14 protein-coding genes are annotated in these 15,810 nt (G+C 63.1%); 2 read left to right on the top strand and 12 right to left on the bottom strand.

Annotated features, from left to right (window positions below; genetic code table 11):
- Positions 1-2 precede the first annotated feature (2 nt).
- From lspA to FV139_RS16600, 6 genes are all read right to left on the bottom strand, one after another.
- Positions 3-500, bottom strand: coding sequence for a signal peptidase II (gene lspA / locus FV139_RS16625; RefSeq protein ID WP_148069588.1), 498 nt, complete (start codon positions 498-500; stop codon positions 3-5).
- A 10-nt stretch (positions 501-510) separates the two neighbouring features.
- Complete coding sequence (gene ileS, locus FV139_RS16620; protein ID WP_148069587.1) at positions 511-3,315, bottom strand: isoleucine--tRNA ligase; 2,805 nt, start codon at positions 3,313-3,315, stop codon at positions 511-513.
- A gap of 16 nt (positions 3,316-3,331) precedes the next feature.
- Complete coding sequence (gene ribF / locus FV139_RS16615) at positions 3,332-4,264, bottom strand: bifunctional riboflavin kinase/FAD synthetase (protein ID WP_148069586.1); 933 nt, start codon at positions 4,262-4,264, stop codon at positions 3,332-3,334.
- Positions 4,265-4,364: 100 nt separating this feature from the next.
- Entirely contained in the window at positions 4,365-5,888 is a 1,524-nt protein-coding gene (gene murJ / locus FV139_RS16610) for a murein biosynthesis integral membrane protein MurJ (protein ID WP_148069649.1), read from the bottom strand.
- Between the two features lie 83 nt (positions 5,889-5,971).
- The gene (locus tag FV139_RS16605; protein ID WP_148069585.1) at positions 5,972-6,589 is read right to left on the bottom strand and encodes an NUDIX domain-containing protein; all 618 of its coding nucleotides are present in this window, start codon (positions 6,587-6,589) and stop codon (positions 5,972-5,974) included.
- Positions 6,589-7,602 carry an aspartate carbamoyltransferase gene (locus FV139_RS16600; RefSeq protein WP_148069584.1) on the bottom strand — a complete coding sequence of 338 codons (1,014 nt, stop codon included), beginning with the start codon at positions 7,600-7,602 and terminating at the stop codon, positions 6,589-6,591. The genes FV139_RS16605 and FV139_RS16600 overlap by 1 nt, the downstream gene beginning before the upstream one ends.
- A gap of 121 nt (positions 7,603-7,723) precedes the next feature.
- Between FV139_RS16600 and FV139_RS16595 the strand changes: the two genes are divergently transcribed.
- The gene (locus FV139_RS16595) at positions 7,724-8,128 is read left to right on the top strand and encodes a hypothetical protein (protein WP_148069583.1); all 405 of its coding nucleotides are present in this window, start codon (positions 7,724-7,726) and stop codon (positions 8,126-8,128) included.
- Positions 8,121-8,762, top strand: coding sequence for a class I SAM-dependent methyltransferase (locus FV139_RS16590; protein WP_148069582.1), 642 nt, complete (start codon positions 8,121-8,123; stop codon positions 8,760-8,762). Before FV139_RS16595 ends, FV139_RS16590 begins: the two co-directional genes overlap by 8 nt.
- 13 nt (positions 8,763-8,775) lie before the next feature.
- On the opposite strand, the gene sbcB is transcribed toward FV139_RS16590, so the two are convergent.
- From sbcB to FV139_RS16560, 6 genes are all read right to left on the bottom strand, one after another.
- The gene (gene sbcB / locus FV139_RS16585) at positions 8,776-10,224 is read right to left on the bottom strand and encodes an exodeoxyribonuclease I (protein WP_148069581.1); all 1,449 of its coding nucleotides are present in this window, start codon (positions 10,222-10,224) and stop codon (positions 8,776-8,778) included.
- A 151-nt stretch (positions 10,225-10,375) separates the two neighbouring features.
- Positions 10,376-11,899 carry a fumarate hydratase gene (locus FV139_RS16580; protein WP_148069580.1) on the bottom strand — a complete coding sequence of 508 codons (1,524 nt, stop codon included), beginning with the start codon at positions 11,897-11,899 and terminating at the stop codon, positions 10,376-10,378.
- 116 nt (positions 11,900-12,015) lie between these two features.
- Entirely contained in the window at positions 12,016-12,801 is a 786-nt protein-coding gene (locus FV139_RS16575; protein ID WP_235898689.1) for a hypothetical protein, read from the bottom strand.
- A gap of 152 nt (positions 12,802-12,953) precedes the next feature.
- Positions 12,954-13,580, bottom strand: a complete 627-nt coding sequence (locus FV139_RS16570; RefSeq protein WP_235898688.1) for a urate hydroxylase PuuD — start codon at positions 13,578-13,580, stop codon at positions 12,954-12,956.
- A 164-nt stretch (positions 13,581-13,744) separates the two neighbouring features.
- Positions 13,745-15,391, bottom strand: coding sequence for a chaperonin GroEL (gene groL, locus FV139_RS16565; RefSeq protein ID WP_148069579.1), 1,647 nt, complete (start codon positions 15,389-15,391; stop codon positions 13,745-13,747).
- A gap of 51 nt (positions 15,392-15,442) precedes the next feature.
- Positions 15,443-15,733, bottom strand: coding sequence for a co-chaperone GroES (locus tag FV139_RS16560; protein ID WP_148069578.1), 291 nt, complete (start codon positions 15,731-15,733; stop codon positions 15,443-15,445).
- Between the last annotated feature and the right edge of the window lie 77 nt (positions 15,734-15,810).

Raw genomic sequence — 15,810 nt, 5'->3', positions numbered from 1 at the left:
CTTCAGTCCTCCTTTGTGCCGCCCTCGGGCCGGCCCAGGAAAGTGTCAAGAATCATGCCGATGGCGCCGCCGGTAATCGCCGAGTCCGCTAGGTTGAAGGCCGGGAAGTAATACCCGGCATAGTGTACAGAAATGAAGTCGACCACGTAGCCCAGCACCAGTCGGTCCCAGACGTTGCCGATGGCGCCGCCCAGCACGAGTGCCAGACTCAGGGCCAGCAGCCATTGCCCGCGCTGCAGGCGGTAGATCCAGACCACCAGCAGACCGCTGACCACAGCGGCGATACCGGTGAAGAAATACCGCTGCCAACCGCCGGCATCGCTGAGAAAACTGAACGCCGCACCCGTGTTGTGATGCAGAGTCAGGTTGAACCAGGAAAAAACCGGCACCGGCTGCGCGTACTCGAGGCTCGCGCTGGCCAGCCCCTTGCTGTACTGGTCCAGGCCGATCACCACCAGGGCGAGCAGATACCAGGGCCAGGCGCCCACACCGTAACGCATTGCAGGCACCTCAGGCGTAGCGGCGCTGTTCGCCGGGGCCTTCGATGTTCTCCACGCACCGCCCGCACAGGGTCGGGTGGGCCTCGATCTTGCCGACCTCGGGGCGACGGTGCCAGCAGCGCTCGCATTTTTCCTCGGTCGCCACCGCCACCTGCAGGCACAGGCCCTCGATCTCGGTAGTCGCCGCATCGGCCGGAGCATCGGCGAGCGGCGCCAGGGCCGCAGCCGAGGTGATCAATACGAAACGCAATTCATCACCCAGCTGCTCCAGGTCTTCCAGCAGGCTGGCGCTGCAGTACAGGGTAACGCTGGTGTCGAGAGAACCGCGGACATTGCCTTCCGCCCGTTGCTGCTCGATGGCCTTGTTGACGGCGTTGCGCACATCCATAACCCGCTGCCAGTACTCACGTCCCAGGGCTTCACCCGGGGCCAGCGTTGCCAGCTGAGGATACCACTCCACCAGGAATACCGACTCGGCGCGTTCACCGGGCAGGTTTTCCCAGATCTCCTCAGCGGTGTAGCTGAGGATGGGGGCCACCCAGCGCACCAGGGCCTCGCCAATGTGGAACATGGCAGTCTGGGCGCTGCGCCGGGCCAGGCTGTCAGCCGCCGTGGTGTACTGGCGGTCCTTGATCACATCGAGGTAGAAGCCACCCAGGTCATTGGCGCAGAAGGTGTGCAACTTCTGGTAGATGAGGTGGAACTGGTACTGGTCGTAGGCCTGGGCGATCTCCTCCTGCAGCCGCGCTGCGCGATCCACCGCCCAGCGGTCCAGCGACAGCATCTCGGCATCGGGCACCAGGTCTGTTGCCGGGTCGAAGCCGTTCAGGTTGGACAACAGGAAGCGCGCGGTATTGCGAATACGGCGGTAGGAATCGGCGGTCCGCTTGAAGATTTCGTCGGATACGGCCACTTCGCCACGGAAGTCCGCCGCCGCTACCCACAGGCGCAGAATATCGGCACCCAACTCGTTCATCACCTTCTTGGCGGGCACGATATTGCCGATGGACTTGGACATCTTGCGTCCTTCCCCATCCACCGTGAAACCGTGGGTCAGTACGGTCTTGTAGGGTGCCTCACCGTAGGCGCCAATGCCGGTCAGCAGGGAAGACTGGAACCAGCCGCGATGCTGGTCGGAGCCCTCCAGGTAGAGGTCGGCCGGGGCCTGCAGGCCTTCGCGCTGGCGCAGTACACAGGCGTGGGTCACGCCACTGTCGAACCAGACGTCCAGGGTATCGGTGATCTTGTCGTAGTCCGCCGCCTCGTCGCCCAGCAGTTCCGCCGGCTCCAGGTCGAACCAGGCGTCAATGCCCCGCTCCTCGATCTTCAGGGCCACCTGCTCCATCAGTTCGTGGGTACGCGGATGCAGCTCGCCCGTTTCCCGATGCACAAACAAGGTGATCGGCGAGCCCCAGGTGCGCTGGCGGGAAATACACCAGTCCGGGCGGTTGACCAGCATGCTGTCGATGCGGGCCTTGCCCCACTCCGGTAGCCACTGCACCTGCTCCACCGCCTCCTTGGCGGCATCCAGCAGGCCGTTCTGCTGCATGCTCACAAACCACTGGGGCGTGGCGCGGAAGATGATCGGGGTCTTGTGGCGCCAGCAGTGCGGGTAGGAATGTTCGTACTGTTCGTGGTGCAGCAGCACGCCGCGTTCTGATAACAGGTCCACGATCAGGGCGTTGGCCTTCATCACATGCTGGCCGGCAAACAGCTCGGTCTCGGGCAGGTACACGCCGTTGCCACCCACCGGGTTGTAAACCTCCAGGCCGTAGCGCTGGCCGACTACAAAGTCATCCTGGCCGTGGGCCGGTGCAGTGTGCACGGCGCCGGTACCGGCGTCGGTCGTCACGTGGTCGCCCAGCACCACTGGCACCTGGCGATCGAGGAAGGGGTGCTGCAGCAACTGGCGGTCCAGTGCGGCTCCCTTGCAGCGTCCGAGAATGGTCAGGCCCGGCAGGCCAAAGCGGCTGGCACAGGCCTCGGCGAGTTCTTCCGCCACCAGGAGTGCCCGGCCTTCGCCCTCGATCAGGACATAGTCGAGCTCCGGGTGCAGGCTGACGGCCATGCTGGCCGGCAGTGTCCAGGGTGTGGTGGTCCAGATGGGAATGGCAATCTCACCACTGTAGTCACTGCCACAGGCGGTGTTGAAGGCCGCGGAATCCACCGCAGCGTAAGCCACGTCAATGGCGGGCGAGTGCTTGTCCTTGTACTCCACCTCGGCTTCGGCCAGGGCGGAACCACAGTCCATGCACCAGTGCACCGGCTTGAAGCCCTTGTGCAAGTGGCCGTTGTCGATGATCCGCGACAGGGTGCGCACGATGTCCGCCTCGAAGCGGAAGTTCATGGTCAGGTAGGGGTCATCCCAGTCCCCCTGCACCCCCATGCGCACGAAATCCTCGCGCTGGCCGTCGACCTGGCGGGCGGCGTAGTCACGACACTTCTGGCGAAACTCGGCGGGGCTGATCTTGACCCCGGGCTTGCCGACTTTCTTCTCGACGTTCAGCTCGATCGGCAGGCCGTGGCAGTCCCAGCCGGGCACATAGGGCGCATCAAAGCCCGCCAGGGTACGGGACTTGACGATGATGTCCTTGAGAATCTTGTTGACTGCGTGGCCCACGTGCAGGTCGCCGTTGGCATAGGGCGGGCCGTCGTGAAGGATAAATTTGGGCTTGCCGGCGCTGGCAGCGCGAATCTTGCCGTAGAGGTCCATGGCCTGCCACTGTTTCAGGCGCTCGGGCTCCCGCTGGGCCAGGCTGGCCTTCATCGGGAATGCCGTCTGCGGCAGGTTCAGGGTGCTCTTGTACTCACTCATTTCAATCTTCTACCAGTCAATCTGCGGCCAGCCACTGCCGGGCGCAGGCGATATCCCGGCCGATCTGCTCGCGCAGTTGCTCGACCGAGTCGAATTTGGCCTCGTCCCGCAACTTGTGCCGGAACGTGACGTCGATGTGCTTGCCATACAGGTTGCGGTCGCAGTCAAGCAGGTGCACTTCCAGGTTGGCCTTGATGCTGTCGTTCACCGTGGGCCGTGTTCCCACGTTGGCGACGCCGGCAGCAGCATTGAGACCCGCCCCGCTCACCGACACCACGTACACGCCGGAGAGCGGCGAACGCAGCCGGTGCAGTTCCATATTGGCCGTGGGGAAACCCAGGCTTTGTCCCAGTTGCCGGCCGTACACCACCTTGCCGGAAATACTGTAGGGCCGGCTCAACAGCCGCTCTGCCAGGGCGAAATCCGCATCCGCCAGGGCCTTGCGGATGCGCGTGCTGCTGATGCGCTCACCCCCGAGCTCAGAGGTCGAGGTGGGCTCGGCCTCAAAGCCATAGCGCACACCCTGTTCCCGCATGAACTCGAGGTCGCCCTCGCGAGCATTGCCAAAGCGGAAGTCGTCTCCCAGCACCACGTAGCGGACACCCAGCCCGGCGACCAATACGTCGTCCACGAAGGACTGGGCGGTCTTGCTGCGCAGTGACTCGGTAAAGCGGATACGCAGTACGCGGTCCACGCCCAGCGCCTCCAGGGCGCGGAACTTCTCGCGGAAGCTCATCAGCCTGGCCGGCGCCGACAAGGGTGCCAGTGACTCCCTGGGCAGCGGTTCGAACACGATCACTACCGAGGGCAGCCCGAATTCCCGCGCCTTACCCTGCAGGTGGTTTATGACCGCCTGGTGGCCCAGATGCACCCCGTCGAAGGCGCCGATGGTGGCCACACAGCCGCGGTGGTTGGGCCGCAGATTGTGCAGGCCTCGAATCAGCTCCATGCAGGGCTCCGCCCCCGTCAAACCAAACCGCCAATTATACGGAAAGGAGGCTCCTTGTCCTATGGCCAGGGGCTGGCAATTTGCCCTCTACAGGGGGAATTCAGGCGTGGCTGCGCGGCGTGCGCAATTGGCTGAGTCGTGCGCCCAGCGCAGCCTGGCACACCAGGTAGGCCAGGCCGCCGCCGCCACAGACCAGGCCAATGGCCAGTGCCCGGTGCAGGGGCCCCATGGCGGCGAGCTCTGGTACCGCGGGCACCAGACCCCAGGCCACCAGACCCATCGTCGCGGTGGAAATCAGCAGGCGCAGTACAAACCGGCCCCAGCCGGGCTGGAAGTGGAAAACGGCCTCCGCCCGCAGGCGCCGCAGCAGCAGCCCGGCATTGAGCCAGGCCGACGCGCTGGTGGCCAGGGCGAGTCCCACGTGACCGAGATTGAACCAGAACAGCAGGGGCAACACGAAAAGGAAGTTGAGCACCATGTTGGCCACCATCGCCACGATGCCAATCTTCACCGGGGTTTTGGTGTCCTGGCGGGCGTAGAACCCGGGCGCGAGGACCTTGATCAGCATAAAGGCGATCAGGCCGAGGCTGTAGGCCTGCAGGCTGTAGCTGGCCATGCGGACATCGAAACTCCCCAACTCGCCGTACTGGAACAGGGTCACCAGAATCGGCTCCGCCAGCACCACCAGCGCCACCGCCGCCGGCACCGCCACCAGCAGGATCATGCGCACCGCCCAGTCCAGGGTGAGGGTGAAATCCTCACTCCGTTCCGCGGCCCGGTGGGATGACAGGCTGGGCAGGATCACCGTAGCCACCGCCACCCCGAAGACGCCCAGCGGTAGCTCGGTGAGGCGGTCGGAGTAGTACAGCCAGGAGACGCTCCCGGTGGGCAGGAAGGAGGCCAGCACAGTATCGAGCAGCAAATTGATCTGGCTGACCGAGACCCCGAACAGGGCAGGCCCCATCAGCTTGAGAATACGCCGCACCCCTTCGTGGCGGGTATCCCAGACCGGCCGGGGCACCAGGTCCAGGCGATACAGGGAGGGCAGCTGGAACAGCAGTTGCAGCACACCGGCCAGTGCCACCCCCCAGGCCAGCGCGTACACCGGCTCGGCAAATCGCGGCGCCGCCACGAGGGCAGCGCTGATCAGCGACAGATTGAGAAAAACCGGGGTAAACGCGGGTACCGCGAAGCGGCCGTAACTGTTGAGGATGCCGCCGCAGAATCCGGTCATGGAAATCAGCAGCAAATACGGGAAGGTGATGCGGATCATGCCGGTAACCGCGTCGAATTTATGCGGATCATCCAGAAAGCCGGGGGCAAAGAGCGCCGCTACGACAGGTGCGCCCAGCACCGCCAGGCCCGTCACCAGCAGCAGGGTGCCGCCGAGCACCCCCGCGACCCGGTTGACCAGGGCCTGCACCGCCGCGTGACTGCCCTGCTCCCGATAGTCTGCCAGCACCGGCACAAAGGCCTGGGAGAAGGCGCCCTCGGCGAACAGGCGGCGCAGGAAATTGGGGATTTTGAACGCCACGAAAAAGGCGTCCGCCAGGGCATTCGCCCCTACTGTGGCGGCAATCACGATGTCGCGCAGCAGGCCGAGCACCCGCGACAGCATGGTCATCGCGCCCACCAGGGCGCTGGAGCGCAGCAGGCCGGGTCGTGATTCGGTCTGGCTGGCCTCGGGCCGGGGAGTGTCGCTCCTGGTCAACTCCAGCGCTCGCGCAGGGACTCGCCGTGCAGCGCAAGCCACTGCAGGGCAACGAGGGTATGGCCGTTGGGAATGCGGTCCTCCCGCAGCATCTGCAGGACTTCAAGGCGGGGAATGGCGTGGACGAGGATGTCCTCACCCTCCGATTCCAGCCCGTGAACACCGCCGACACCGGCCCGCGTCACCCGGCCGCAAAACAACCGCACCTGTTCGGAGCAGGCCCCGGCGCTGGGGTAGTAACTGGCGATAGGCTCCAGTTCACTGAGCTCGCAATCGGCTTCTTCCAGCGCCTCCCGGTGTACGACCTCGCGGTCGCTCTCCCCGGGTTCGACCACACCGGCCACCAGCTCCAGCATCCACGGTGAGTCGTAGCCGCGCATGGCCCCGGGGCGAAACTGCTCAATCAGGATCAGACAGTCCTCCACCGGGTCGTAGGGCAGGACACCCACGGCATCGCCACGCTCGAAGACCTCCCGGGTCAGGGGTGCACTCCAGCCACCGCCGAAACAGCGGTGCTGTAGCGTCACCCGACGCACGGAAAAGTGTCCGTCAAAGGCCTGCTGCTCCTCGAGAACCCGTACCGCGTCCGCGCCGAAACGGAGGGAAAACCCCATCAGAAGCGCCCCGCGGTATACCAGTTGACGTCGCGGGCGTGCCGATCGACCTGGTCCACCACATCCAGCACCAGGGCGAACAACGCCATGCGCACCAGCACGCCGTTGTCGGTCTGGCGAAAAATGGCCAGGTTGGGGTTGTCGTTCAGGTCATCATCCAGCTCCCGGGCGGTGTCCCGGGAATCCCGCGGCAGCGGATGCATGATCACCGTATTCGGTTCGCAGTGCTCGGTATAGATGCTCTGGTTCAGGCGGAAGCGGCCGCGGTACAGGTCGGCCTCCTGCTGGGAGCTGAAGCGCTCTTCCTGAATGCGGGTGGAGTAGACGATATCGACGTGGGCGATGCTCGCCTCGAGGGCATCGGACTCAATGACCTCGTGGCCCGCCTGCCGTAGCTCTTCCACAATCTCCCCCGGCATCTTCAGCTCCTGGGGTGAGACCAGCACCACCTGCACCTTGTCGAACAGGCACAGCAGCTTGCACAACGAGTGCACCGTGCGCCCGTAACGCAGGTCACCCACCATGGCGATACGCAGGCCATCGATGGCGCGGCCGCGGCCGGCCAGTTCCTTCTTGATGGTGTACAGGTCCAGCAGCGCCTGGCTGGGGTGCTCGTTGGCACCGTCACCGCCGTTGATCACCGGCACCCGGCTGGCAGCGGCAAACTCGGCTACGGAACCCGCTGCCGGGTGGCGCATGGCAATGACATCCGAATAGCCGCTCAATACCCGGGCCGTATCGTAGAGAGACTCCCCCTTGGCAATGGCGGAATTCTCGAACCCCGTGGTCTCGCGCACTTCCCCGCCGAGCAAATTGAAGGCACTGCCAAAGCTGACCCGGGTACGCGTGCTGGGCTCGAAGAACATGGAGCCGAGAATCGCGCCGTCCAGCACTTTGGTCACCCGGCGCCGATGGGCGTAGGGCTCCATGCGGTCGGCCACGGTGAAAATTCGCTCCACGTCGGCGCGTTCGAACTGGGTAACAGAGAGGATATGACTGCCGGCGAATTGCACGCTGAACTCCATGACTGACGATACTCGGTGGCATTATAGGGCCTGCCGGGGCCGGATGCCCATGCGTGCCAGCTTATCGTATGATGTTCCCACCCAATCGCAGCAACGGAGCCCGAATAACATGGATCAACGGCTGTTTTTTGTGCTTGGCGACCTGTTCGCCAACATCGGTGGCGGGGCCGTGATCGGCTGGCTGATCGCCGCCATGACCCCTCTGGGTTGGAACATGTGGCTGGTGATGGTGCTCACCATGCTGCTGGGCATGGTCTTCGCCACCCTGCTGTGGCTCCCGCTGGGGCGCTACTTCGGGGCCATGGAGGTGATGGTGCCCCTGATGCTGACCGGGATGGTTGCCGGTATGGTGGTGGGCATGCACGCCGCCATGACGCCAATCTCCGGGGGGCTTGCGCTGGTGGAGGGTGCCGTTTGCGGCCTCATCTGCATCGTGGTGGTCTGGGTATTGAACAACCAGGTGCGCGGCCCGCAGTCACTGGCTGCCGTCGCCAGGAGTGCAGAACATGACTGATCTCGCTACCCAGGCCAAGTGGGATAAAGCCGCACCGACCTTCGACCTCATGGCGGGGCGCGGCGCAGAGGAGCGCTGGCACCCGGTGAAGCACGCCCTGTTCAACCGGATGGGAGAGGGTCGCATCCTGTTCATGGCACTCGGCACAGGCCTGGACATAGCAGCCTTCCCGCCCGGCAAAACCATTACCGGCATCGATATCAGCCCGGCCATGCTGGAAGTGGCGGCGCCGCGGGTGACCGCCTATGACGGCGAACTCGAAGCCCGGGTAATGGACGTCCATGAACTCGACTTCCCCGACGACCACTTCGACCAGGTGTTTACCGCCTGCACATTCTGCTCGGTGCCAGACCCGGTCAACGGCCTGCGCAGCCTGCATCGGGTGCTCAAGCCCGGTGGCGAGCTGTGCATGTTCGAACACACCGGCAGCCGCTTCTTCCCCTTCAGCGCCATGATGCAGCTGATGACCCTGTTGACGGAGAAAATTGGCCCCTCGATGAACCGGCGCACGGTCAATAACGTGGTGGCGGCCGGGTTTGAACTGGAGGAAGTGAACCACGTTTTTCTCGATGTGGTAAAAACCATCATCGCGAAAAAGCCCGATGCTCCAACAACGCCAACGACCTCCGGCTGACGCCGAAGGCGCCTCAGGCCAACAGGCTGTCGCCGTACTCCAGCAGGCGATGCAAAACCTGTTCCTTCGCCGGTGAGAGATCACCGGCGGCGAGCAGTTGCTCGATCTCCTCGTGATAGCTCTCCATGCACAGGCTGCCGCCCGCCTCGGGCTCGGTGAGGCGCTGGAAGCGAAACTCCTCCCACTGCGCCATCTCCTCAGCGGACAGGGACTCGGGAAAATTGCGCGCCCGGTAGCGGAACAACATTTCCGGAAGTCGCGGGTCCTCGAAGGGAAAGCTCTGGCTGGCCAGGGCTTCCGGCGTTGCCTCGCGCACCCGGGCCATGGCGCGCTTGTCCGCCTCCCCAAAGAAGCCGCCGCTGTACAGCATACGGTCCGGGTCGGTAATCGGTGGCCGTTCGCGTTCGGCGTAGATGGCCTGCACCCGAGCAGTGAAATCGGCCAGGTTGGCGGCCCTCTGCGCACGCAGTGCTGCCAGGTGAGACCGGCATAGGGCTCCGTCGAGCCCGATCCGCGCCGCCACTTCCGGGCTCGCCATCTTCGCGGTGACCACCAGCGGGCAGCGGTTCAGGCGCAGAGTTTTCAGCCCCGGACGCTGCTGCCCCTCAGGCAGGTCGCTGGCAGGTGTGTAAAGCAGGCCCTGAATCTCGGCGGGGCTCAACTCCGCCAGCATGGCCGGATCGCTGGAAAGGTCGAAGCAGATGATTTCGTTGCGGTTCTGCGGGTGCTCCGCCAGCGGCACCACCAGCGCCGTATTGAAGCGCTCGCCACCGAACATCCCCGAGACGTGCAATACCGGCTTCATATTCGCCACATCCAGCAGCTGCGCCACCTTGCGCTTGTCCCGGTGGGCCAGCACGTAGTCATAGAGCCGGGGCTGTTTTTCCCGAATCAGCCGCGCCATGGCAATGGTGGCATGCACGTCGGACAGCGCGTCGTGGGCCGCCTCGTGGGCAATGCCGTTGGCGACGGTCAGCTCCTCCAGGCGGAAGCTGGCGTGACCGTCCTCCCGCAGGGGCCACTCCACCCCCTCGGGGCGCAGGGCGTAGGCGGCGCGCAACATATCGATGATGTCCCAGCGCGAATTACCGTTCTGCCATTCGCGTGCATAGGGGTCGTAGAAATTGCGGTACAGGGTGTAGCGCGTAACCTCGTCGTCAAAGCGCAGGGAGTTGTAGCCCACTCCACAGGTGCCTGGCTGGGCCAGTTCGGAGTGGATCCGGGCGATAAACTCGCACTCCGGCACCCCCTTTTCCAGCGCCTCCTGGGGGGTAATGCCCGTCACCAGGCAGGCCTGGGGATGGGGCAGGAAATCGTTGGCGGGGCGGGCGTAAATGACCAGGGGATCGCCGATGATGTTCAGATCGGCATCGGTGCGAACTCCGGCGAATTGCACGGGCCGATCCCGCGAGGGATCGGCACCGAAGGTTTCATAGTCGTGCCAATAGAAGGTTTCAGGCAAAGTTCTGACCTTTCAGAATGGATCCCCGACAAAGGCGTTCGGGGATGACGTTACCCGAGCCAATGATAGGTGTGGTTGAGTCATCCCCGCGTAGGCGGGGATCCATTCTCTCATCAGCTGCCCGTAATGCCCACTTGAACCTGACAGGAGGCTAAATCAGCTCGATGGCTTCGGCCTCGATTTTCTGCTTCCACAGCTTGGGACCGGTCTCGTGGACCGAGGTGCCGGTGGCGTCCACCGCCACGCTGACCGGCATGTCTTTCACCTCGAACTCGTAAATGGCTTCCATCCCGAGTTCGGGGAAGGCCACGACTTTTGCCGAGGTGATCGCCTTGGACACCAGGTAGGCGGCACCGCCCACGGCCATCAGGTACACCGCCTTGTGCTTCTTGATCGCCTCGATGCCGGTGGGGCCGCGCTCGGCCTTGCCGATCATGCCCAGCAGGCCAGTGTGCTCGAGGACGAAGTCGGTAAACTTGTCCATGCGGGTGGAGGTAGTGGGACCGGCGGGGCCAACCACTTCGTCGCGCACCGGATCGACCGGGCCCACGTAATAGATGAAGCGGCCCTTCAGGTCCACTTCTGCCGGCAGGCCCTCACCGGACTCGATCAGTTCCTTCATTTTCTTGTGTGCGGCATCGCGCCCGGTCAGCATCTTGCCGGACAGCAGCAGGGTATCGCCCGGCTGCCACTGGGCGGCCTCTTCCGGGGTGACGGCGTCCAGGTTCACCCGGCGTACGGTATCGCCGACTTCCCAGGTAATGTCGGGCCATTCGTCCAGGTCCGGCGGGGTCTGCAGGGCCGGACCCGAGCCATCCAGCACGAAGTGGGCGTGGCGGGTAGCGGCACAGTTGGGGATCATCGCTACCGGCAGGGAGGCCGCGTGAGTCGGGTAATCCATGATCTTCACGTCCAGCACCGTGGTCAGGCCACCGAGGCCCTGGGCACCGATACCCAGCTTGTTGACCGCATCCATGATCTCGAGGCGCAGTTCTTCCGCACGGTTGGAGGGGCCGCGCTCGCGCAATTCGTGGATATCGATGGGGTCCATCAGGGACTCCTTCGCCATCACTGCGGCCTTCTCCGCCGTGCCGCCGATGCCGATACCCAGCATGCCGGGCGGACACCAGCCCGCGCCCATGGTGGGAACGGTCTTCACCACCCAATCGACAATGCTGTCGGAGGGGTTGAGCATCACCATCTTGGACTTGTTTTCGGAACCGCCGCCCTTGGCTGCGACCTGCACGTCCACGGTATCCCCTTCCACAACTTCCATGTGAATCACGGCCGGGGTGTTGTCCTTGGTGTTCTTGCGGGCACCCGCCGGGTCGGCGAGGATGGAGGCCCGCAGTACGTTGTCCGGATGCAGGTAGGCCCGGCGTACGCCTTCATTCACCATATCCGCCACTGACATTGTCGCGTCCCACTGCACATTCATGCCGATCTTGAGGAAGACCGTCACGATCCCGGTATCCTGGCAGATCGGGCGGTGGCCGGTGGCGCACATGCGGGAGTTGATCAGGATCTGCGCCATGGCGTCCTTTGCCGCCGGGTTCTGCTCCAGTTCATAGGCCTGGTGCACCGCCTTCACGAAATCCAGCGGGTGGTAGTAGGAGATGAATTGCAGCGCGTCGGCGACGCTGTCTATAAAGTCGTCCTGGCGAATGACAGTCATGGCAAATACCTTTTCTCATCGGCCCAACTGCGTATGCCGGGCCTGGGGCAGCAAATATCAGGGGCGCCAGTATACACCCCCTTGTGAATGGGCGGGGCCCTGGCCCCGCCGGTGGATCAGGGTGTGGTGCCGGCGCTTTGCATGTTCCGCAGCTGGGTCTGCAGGGCCGACAGGTCGGTATTGATCTGGCGGCGGAAGGCATTGATGGAGTTCACCCACTCCTCGTTGCTCTGGATCCGCTTGTTCATCTTGGCCAACTCGAGGTTGATCTTGTTCAGGCTGTCAGCCACCCGCTCCACCTCGGCGCCATTGGCCTTGGCACTGCTCATCAGGCGCTCCAGGTCGCTGGCCACGCCGCGCAACTTGGCCAGATCCGCCGATGCCGCCTTGAGCTGGCTCTGGGCATCCGCCAGGGACTTCGCATTCGCCGTGACCTTCTGGCCCTGGCTCTTGCTGGCCCCTTCGAGGTCGTCCAGCCGCGCCTTGTTGCGGCGCCAGGCAGAAGCCCACAGCTTGTCTACCTCCGAATACAGCTCCTTGATCTTGACCGCCATCGCCTGGGTATTCTGGCTCAGGCCCTCATCGGTGTCCGAGAGGCGATCTTCCAGGTCGGTGATGCGCTCTGCGGCCCGCGCCAACTGGTGATTGGACTGCTGCAGCTGCTCCTGCAACTGCCAGGCCCAGGCACAGGCGACCGCGGCCACCACCAGCGCAATGGTGATAAAAAGGCGCGCCCACAGCCCGCTGCCGCCTTGTCGGGCGGGCGGCGGCGCCTTGCCCCGGCCATTTCCCTTCCCCTTGCCGCCAGCGGGTTGGCTGCGGGGGCGTGGCTTGGCGTGGTGCGAGTCGCTGTCCCGTGTGGGGACAATGGAGGGGATGTGGTCGAGATCGTCTTGGGACATAAACGGCGTAGCAAATGAAAACGAGCGGCCATTATACATAGGCACCCAGACGGCAGAAACCAGTGCTGAACCAGTTGCCCAGGAGGCAAAAATGCACTCGCCGGAAAGCAAAAAGCCGGGACAAGCCCGGCTTTAACTGACGCCAATGCAGCCTACAGGAAGGCCAGCAGGATCCACAGCAGCGCCGTCAGGGCAATGCTGCAATGGACCACCCCGACCACCTTGGTCATGGGGCCGGTCTTGCCAAACAGGGCGTTCGCCTCAAGGGCCAGAATGATCACCACACAGGCAATCAGGCCGGTCATGCTGAGATCTGAGATATACAGGTGCTTGGAGCCCAGCATCCCCAGCAGCATGGGGCCGGAAAACAGGGTGTTGGTGCGCGAGGCCAACCCGGCCTTGGCCGCCGCTACGGGACCTTCACCCTCTTTCATGCCCAGGACGATCTGCTGGTTGGGCCAGATGATCAGCCACACGTTAAGGAACATCAGGGTACCGGCCAGGGCACCGATCCAGATCAGCGAGGAACCGACGAAGTTGCTCATGGCGCCCACGAAGTGCAGCAGGACCAGACCGGTGATAAACGTGAACATCGCGCCCCAGCGGAACCACCACAGCGCCCGCGGCGCCAGCTTTTTCATTGCATCGGCCTTGGCGTCCGCCTCGGCCTCCTTGAAGTATTCCGTCTGGACGAAATTGAAGTAGTACAGCATGCCTATCCAGGTGATACCAAACAGGACGTGCGCCCAGCGGAAAATGAACTCGACAACCATACTCATGAATTTCTCCTTATTTATTTATAACCCCGCTGGGATTGTAGCACTTTCATGCCCATTGATCGCTCTCGCCTTCCATGGCTCCCGCGATCTACAGTACTTCCTGTACATAAAAAAACCCCGCCTCTCTCGAGACGGGGTTCCTTTTAAAGGACTGTGGGTCCGGCTTACATCATGCCGCCCATGCCGCCCATGCCGCCCATGTCGGGCATCGCAGGAGCCGCAGCCTTGTCTTCCGGCGCGTCAGCGATCATCACCTCGGTGGTGATCATCAGGCCAGCTACCGAGCCAGCAGCCTGCAGCGCAGTACGGGTTACCTTGGCGGGATCCAGGATACCCATTTCCAGCATATCGCCGTACTCGCCGGTGGCAGCGTTGTAGCCGAAGTTGCCTTCACCTTCAGTGCGGATCTTGTTCAGAACCACAGAGGCTTCGTCACCCGCGTTGGACACGATCTGGCGCATCGGACCTTCCATGGCGCGCAGGGCTGCTGCGATACCGTGGTTCTGGTCTTCGTTGTCGCCTTTCAGGTCGGCGATAGCGGAAACAGCGCGCACCAGGGCAACACCACCGCCAGCAACCACGCCTTCTTCAACCGCAGCACGGGTTGCGTGCAGGGCGTCTTCAACGCGGGCTTTCTTCTCTTTCATTTCGATCTCGGTGGCAGCGCCAACCTTGATCACGGCAACACCGCCGGCCAGCTTGGCCACGCGCTCTTGCAGCTTCTCACGATCGTAGTCAGAGGAAGTGTTCTCGATCTGGACGCGGATTTCCTTCACGCGGGCTTCGATAGCTGCGCCTTCGCCAGCACCGTCGATGATGGTGGTGTTGTCCTTGTCCATGGTCACGCGCTTGGCGGTGCCCAGGTGCTCCAGGGTAGCGGACTCCAGGTCCAGGCCCACTTCCTCGGAGATCACGGTGCCGCCGGTCAGGATAGCGATGTCCTGCAGCATGGCCTTGCGACGGTCGCCGAAGCCCGGTGCTTTACAGGCAGCGACTTTCACGATGCCGCGCATGTTGTTCACAACCAGAGTGGCCAGGGCTTCGCCTTCCACGTCTTCTGCTACGATCACCAGCGGCTTGGAGGCCTTGGCTACCTGCTCCAGCAGGGGCAGCAGTTCGCGGATGTTGGAGATCTTCTTGTCAACCAGCAGGATGAAGGGCGACTCGTTGTCGGCAGTCATGTTTTCCTGGTTGTTGATGAAATAGGGTGACAGGTAGCCGCGGTCAAACTGCATGCCTTCTACCACGTCCAGTTCGTTGTCGAGGCCAGTGCCTTCCTCAACGGTGATCACGCCTTCTTTACCCACTTTTTCCATGGCGTCGGCAATGATCTGACCAACCTGGCTGTCGGAGTTGGCGGAGATGGAGCCTACCTGGGCGATCGCCTTGCTGTCTTCACAGGGGATGGCAGCGGCTTCGATCTGGGCCACAGCGGCGGCAACGGCTTTGTCGATACCGCGCTTCAGATCCATCGGGTTCATGCCAGCGGCAACAGACTTCAGGCCTTCGTTAACGATGGACTGGGCCAGTACGGTGGCAGTGGTGGTTCCGTCACCGGCCTGGTCGGAAGCCTGGGAAGCTACTTCCTTGACCATCTGTGCGCCCATGTTTTCGAACTTGTCTTTCAGTTCGATTTCCTTGGCCACGGATACACCGTCCTTGGTCACGGTGGGAGCACCGAAGGACTTGTCCAGAATTACGTTGCGGCCTTTGGGGCCGAGGGTGGCTTTTACGGCATCAGCCAGGATGTTCACGCCGTTCAGCATGCGCTGACGAGCGTCGTCACCGAAAAATACGTCTTTAGCTGCCATTGTCTAAATCCTTAATCTCTTTACAGTTTCTGAATTCGGTTCGGGGGGCGATTACTCTACGACGGCGTAGATTTCGCTCTCACCCATGATGATCAGCTCTTCGCCGTCAACCTCGATGGTGTTGCTGCCGGCGTATTGGCCGAAGACCACGCGGTCGCCAACCTTGACAGCCAGGGCACGTACGTCGCCGTTGTCCAGGACCTTGCCCTCGCCAACTGCAACAATTTCGCCCTGATTGGGCTTCTCTTTGGCGGAACCGGGCAGAAGGATGCCGCCTGCAGTGGTCTCTTCCTCTTCTTTACGACGAACGACCACCCGGTCGTACAGCGGACGGATTTTCATTTCTGAAGCTCTCCTAGTAACGATGTTATACAGGCCCCCGGCGGGGGTTGCTTGATCTATTGGGGCACTGGAATGGA

The organism is Parahaliea maris (assembly GCF_008064665.1).
GTDB lineage: Bacteria > Pseudomonadota > Gammaproteobacteria > Pseudomonadales > Halieaceae > Parahaliea > Parahaliea maris.
This window is presented reverse-complemented; position numbering and strand designations above follow the sequence as displayed.

Coding starts and splice junctions, on each gene's coding strand:
- lspA (WP_148069588.1), bottom strand. CDS start 500: ATGCGTTACGGTGTGGGCGCCTGGCCCTGGTATCTGCTCGCCCTGGTG.
- ileS (WP_148069587.1), bottom strand. CDS start 3,315: ATGAGTGAGTACAAGAGCACCCTGAACCTGCCGCAGACGGCATTCCCG.
- ribF (WP_148069586.1), bottom strand. CDS start 4,264: ATGGAGCTGATTCGAGGCCTGCACAATCTGCGGCCCAACCACCGCGGC.
- murJ (WP_148069649.1), bottom strand. CDS start 5,888: ATGACCATGCTGTCGCGGGTGCTCGGCCTGCTGCGCGACATCGTGATT.
- FV139_RS16605 (WP_148069585.1), bottom strand. CDS start 6,589: ATGGGGTTTTCCCTCCGTTTCGGCGCGGACGCGGTACGGGTTCTCGAG.
- FV139_RS16595 (WP_148069583.1), top strand. CDS start 7,724: ATGGATCAACGGCTGTTTTTTGTGCTTGGCGACCTGTTCGCCAACATC.
- FV139_RS16590 (WP_148069582.1), top strand. CDS start 8,121: ATGACTGATCTCGCTACCCAGGCCAAGTGGGATAAAGCCGCACCGACC.
- FV139_RS16580 (WP_148069580.1), bottom strand. CDS start 11,899: ATGACTGTCATTCGCCAGGACGACTTTATAGACAGCGTCGCCGACGCG.
- FV139_RS16575 (WP_235898689.1), bottom strand. CDS start 12,801: ATGTCCCAAGACGATCTCGACCACATCCCCTCCATTGTCCCCACACGG.
- FV139_RS16570 (WP_235898688.1), bottom strand. CDS start 13,580: ATGAGTATGGTTGTCGAGTTCATTTTCCGCTGGGCGCACGTCCTGTTT.
- groL (WP_148069579.1), bottom strand. CDS start 15,391: ATGGCAGCTAAAGACGTATTTTTCGGTGACGACGCTCGTCAGCGCATG.
- FV139_RS16560 (WP_148069578.1), bottom strand. CDS start 15,733: ATGAAAATCCGTCCGCTGTACGACCGGGTGGTCGTTCGTCGTAAAGAA.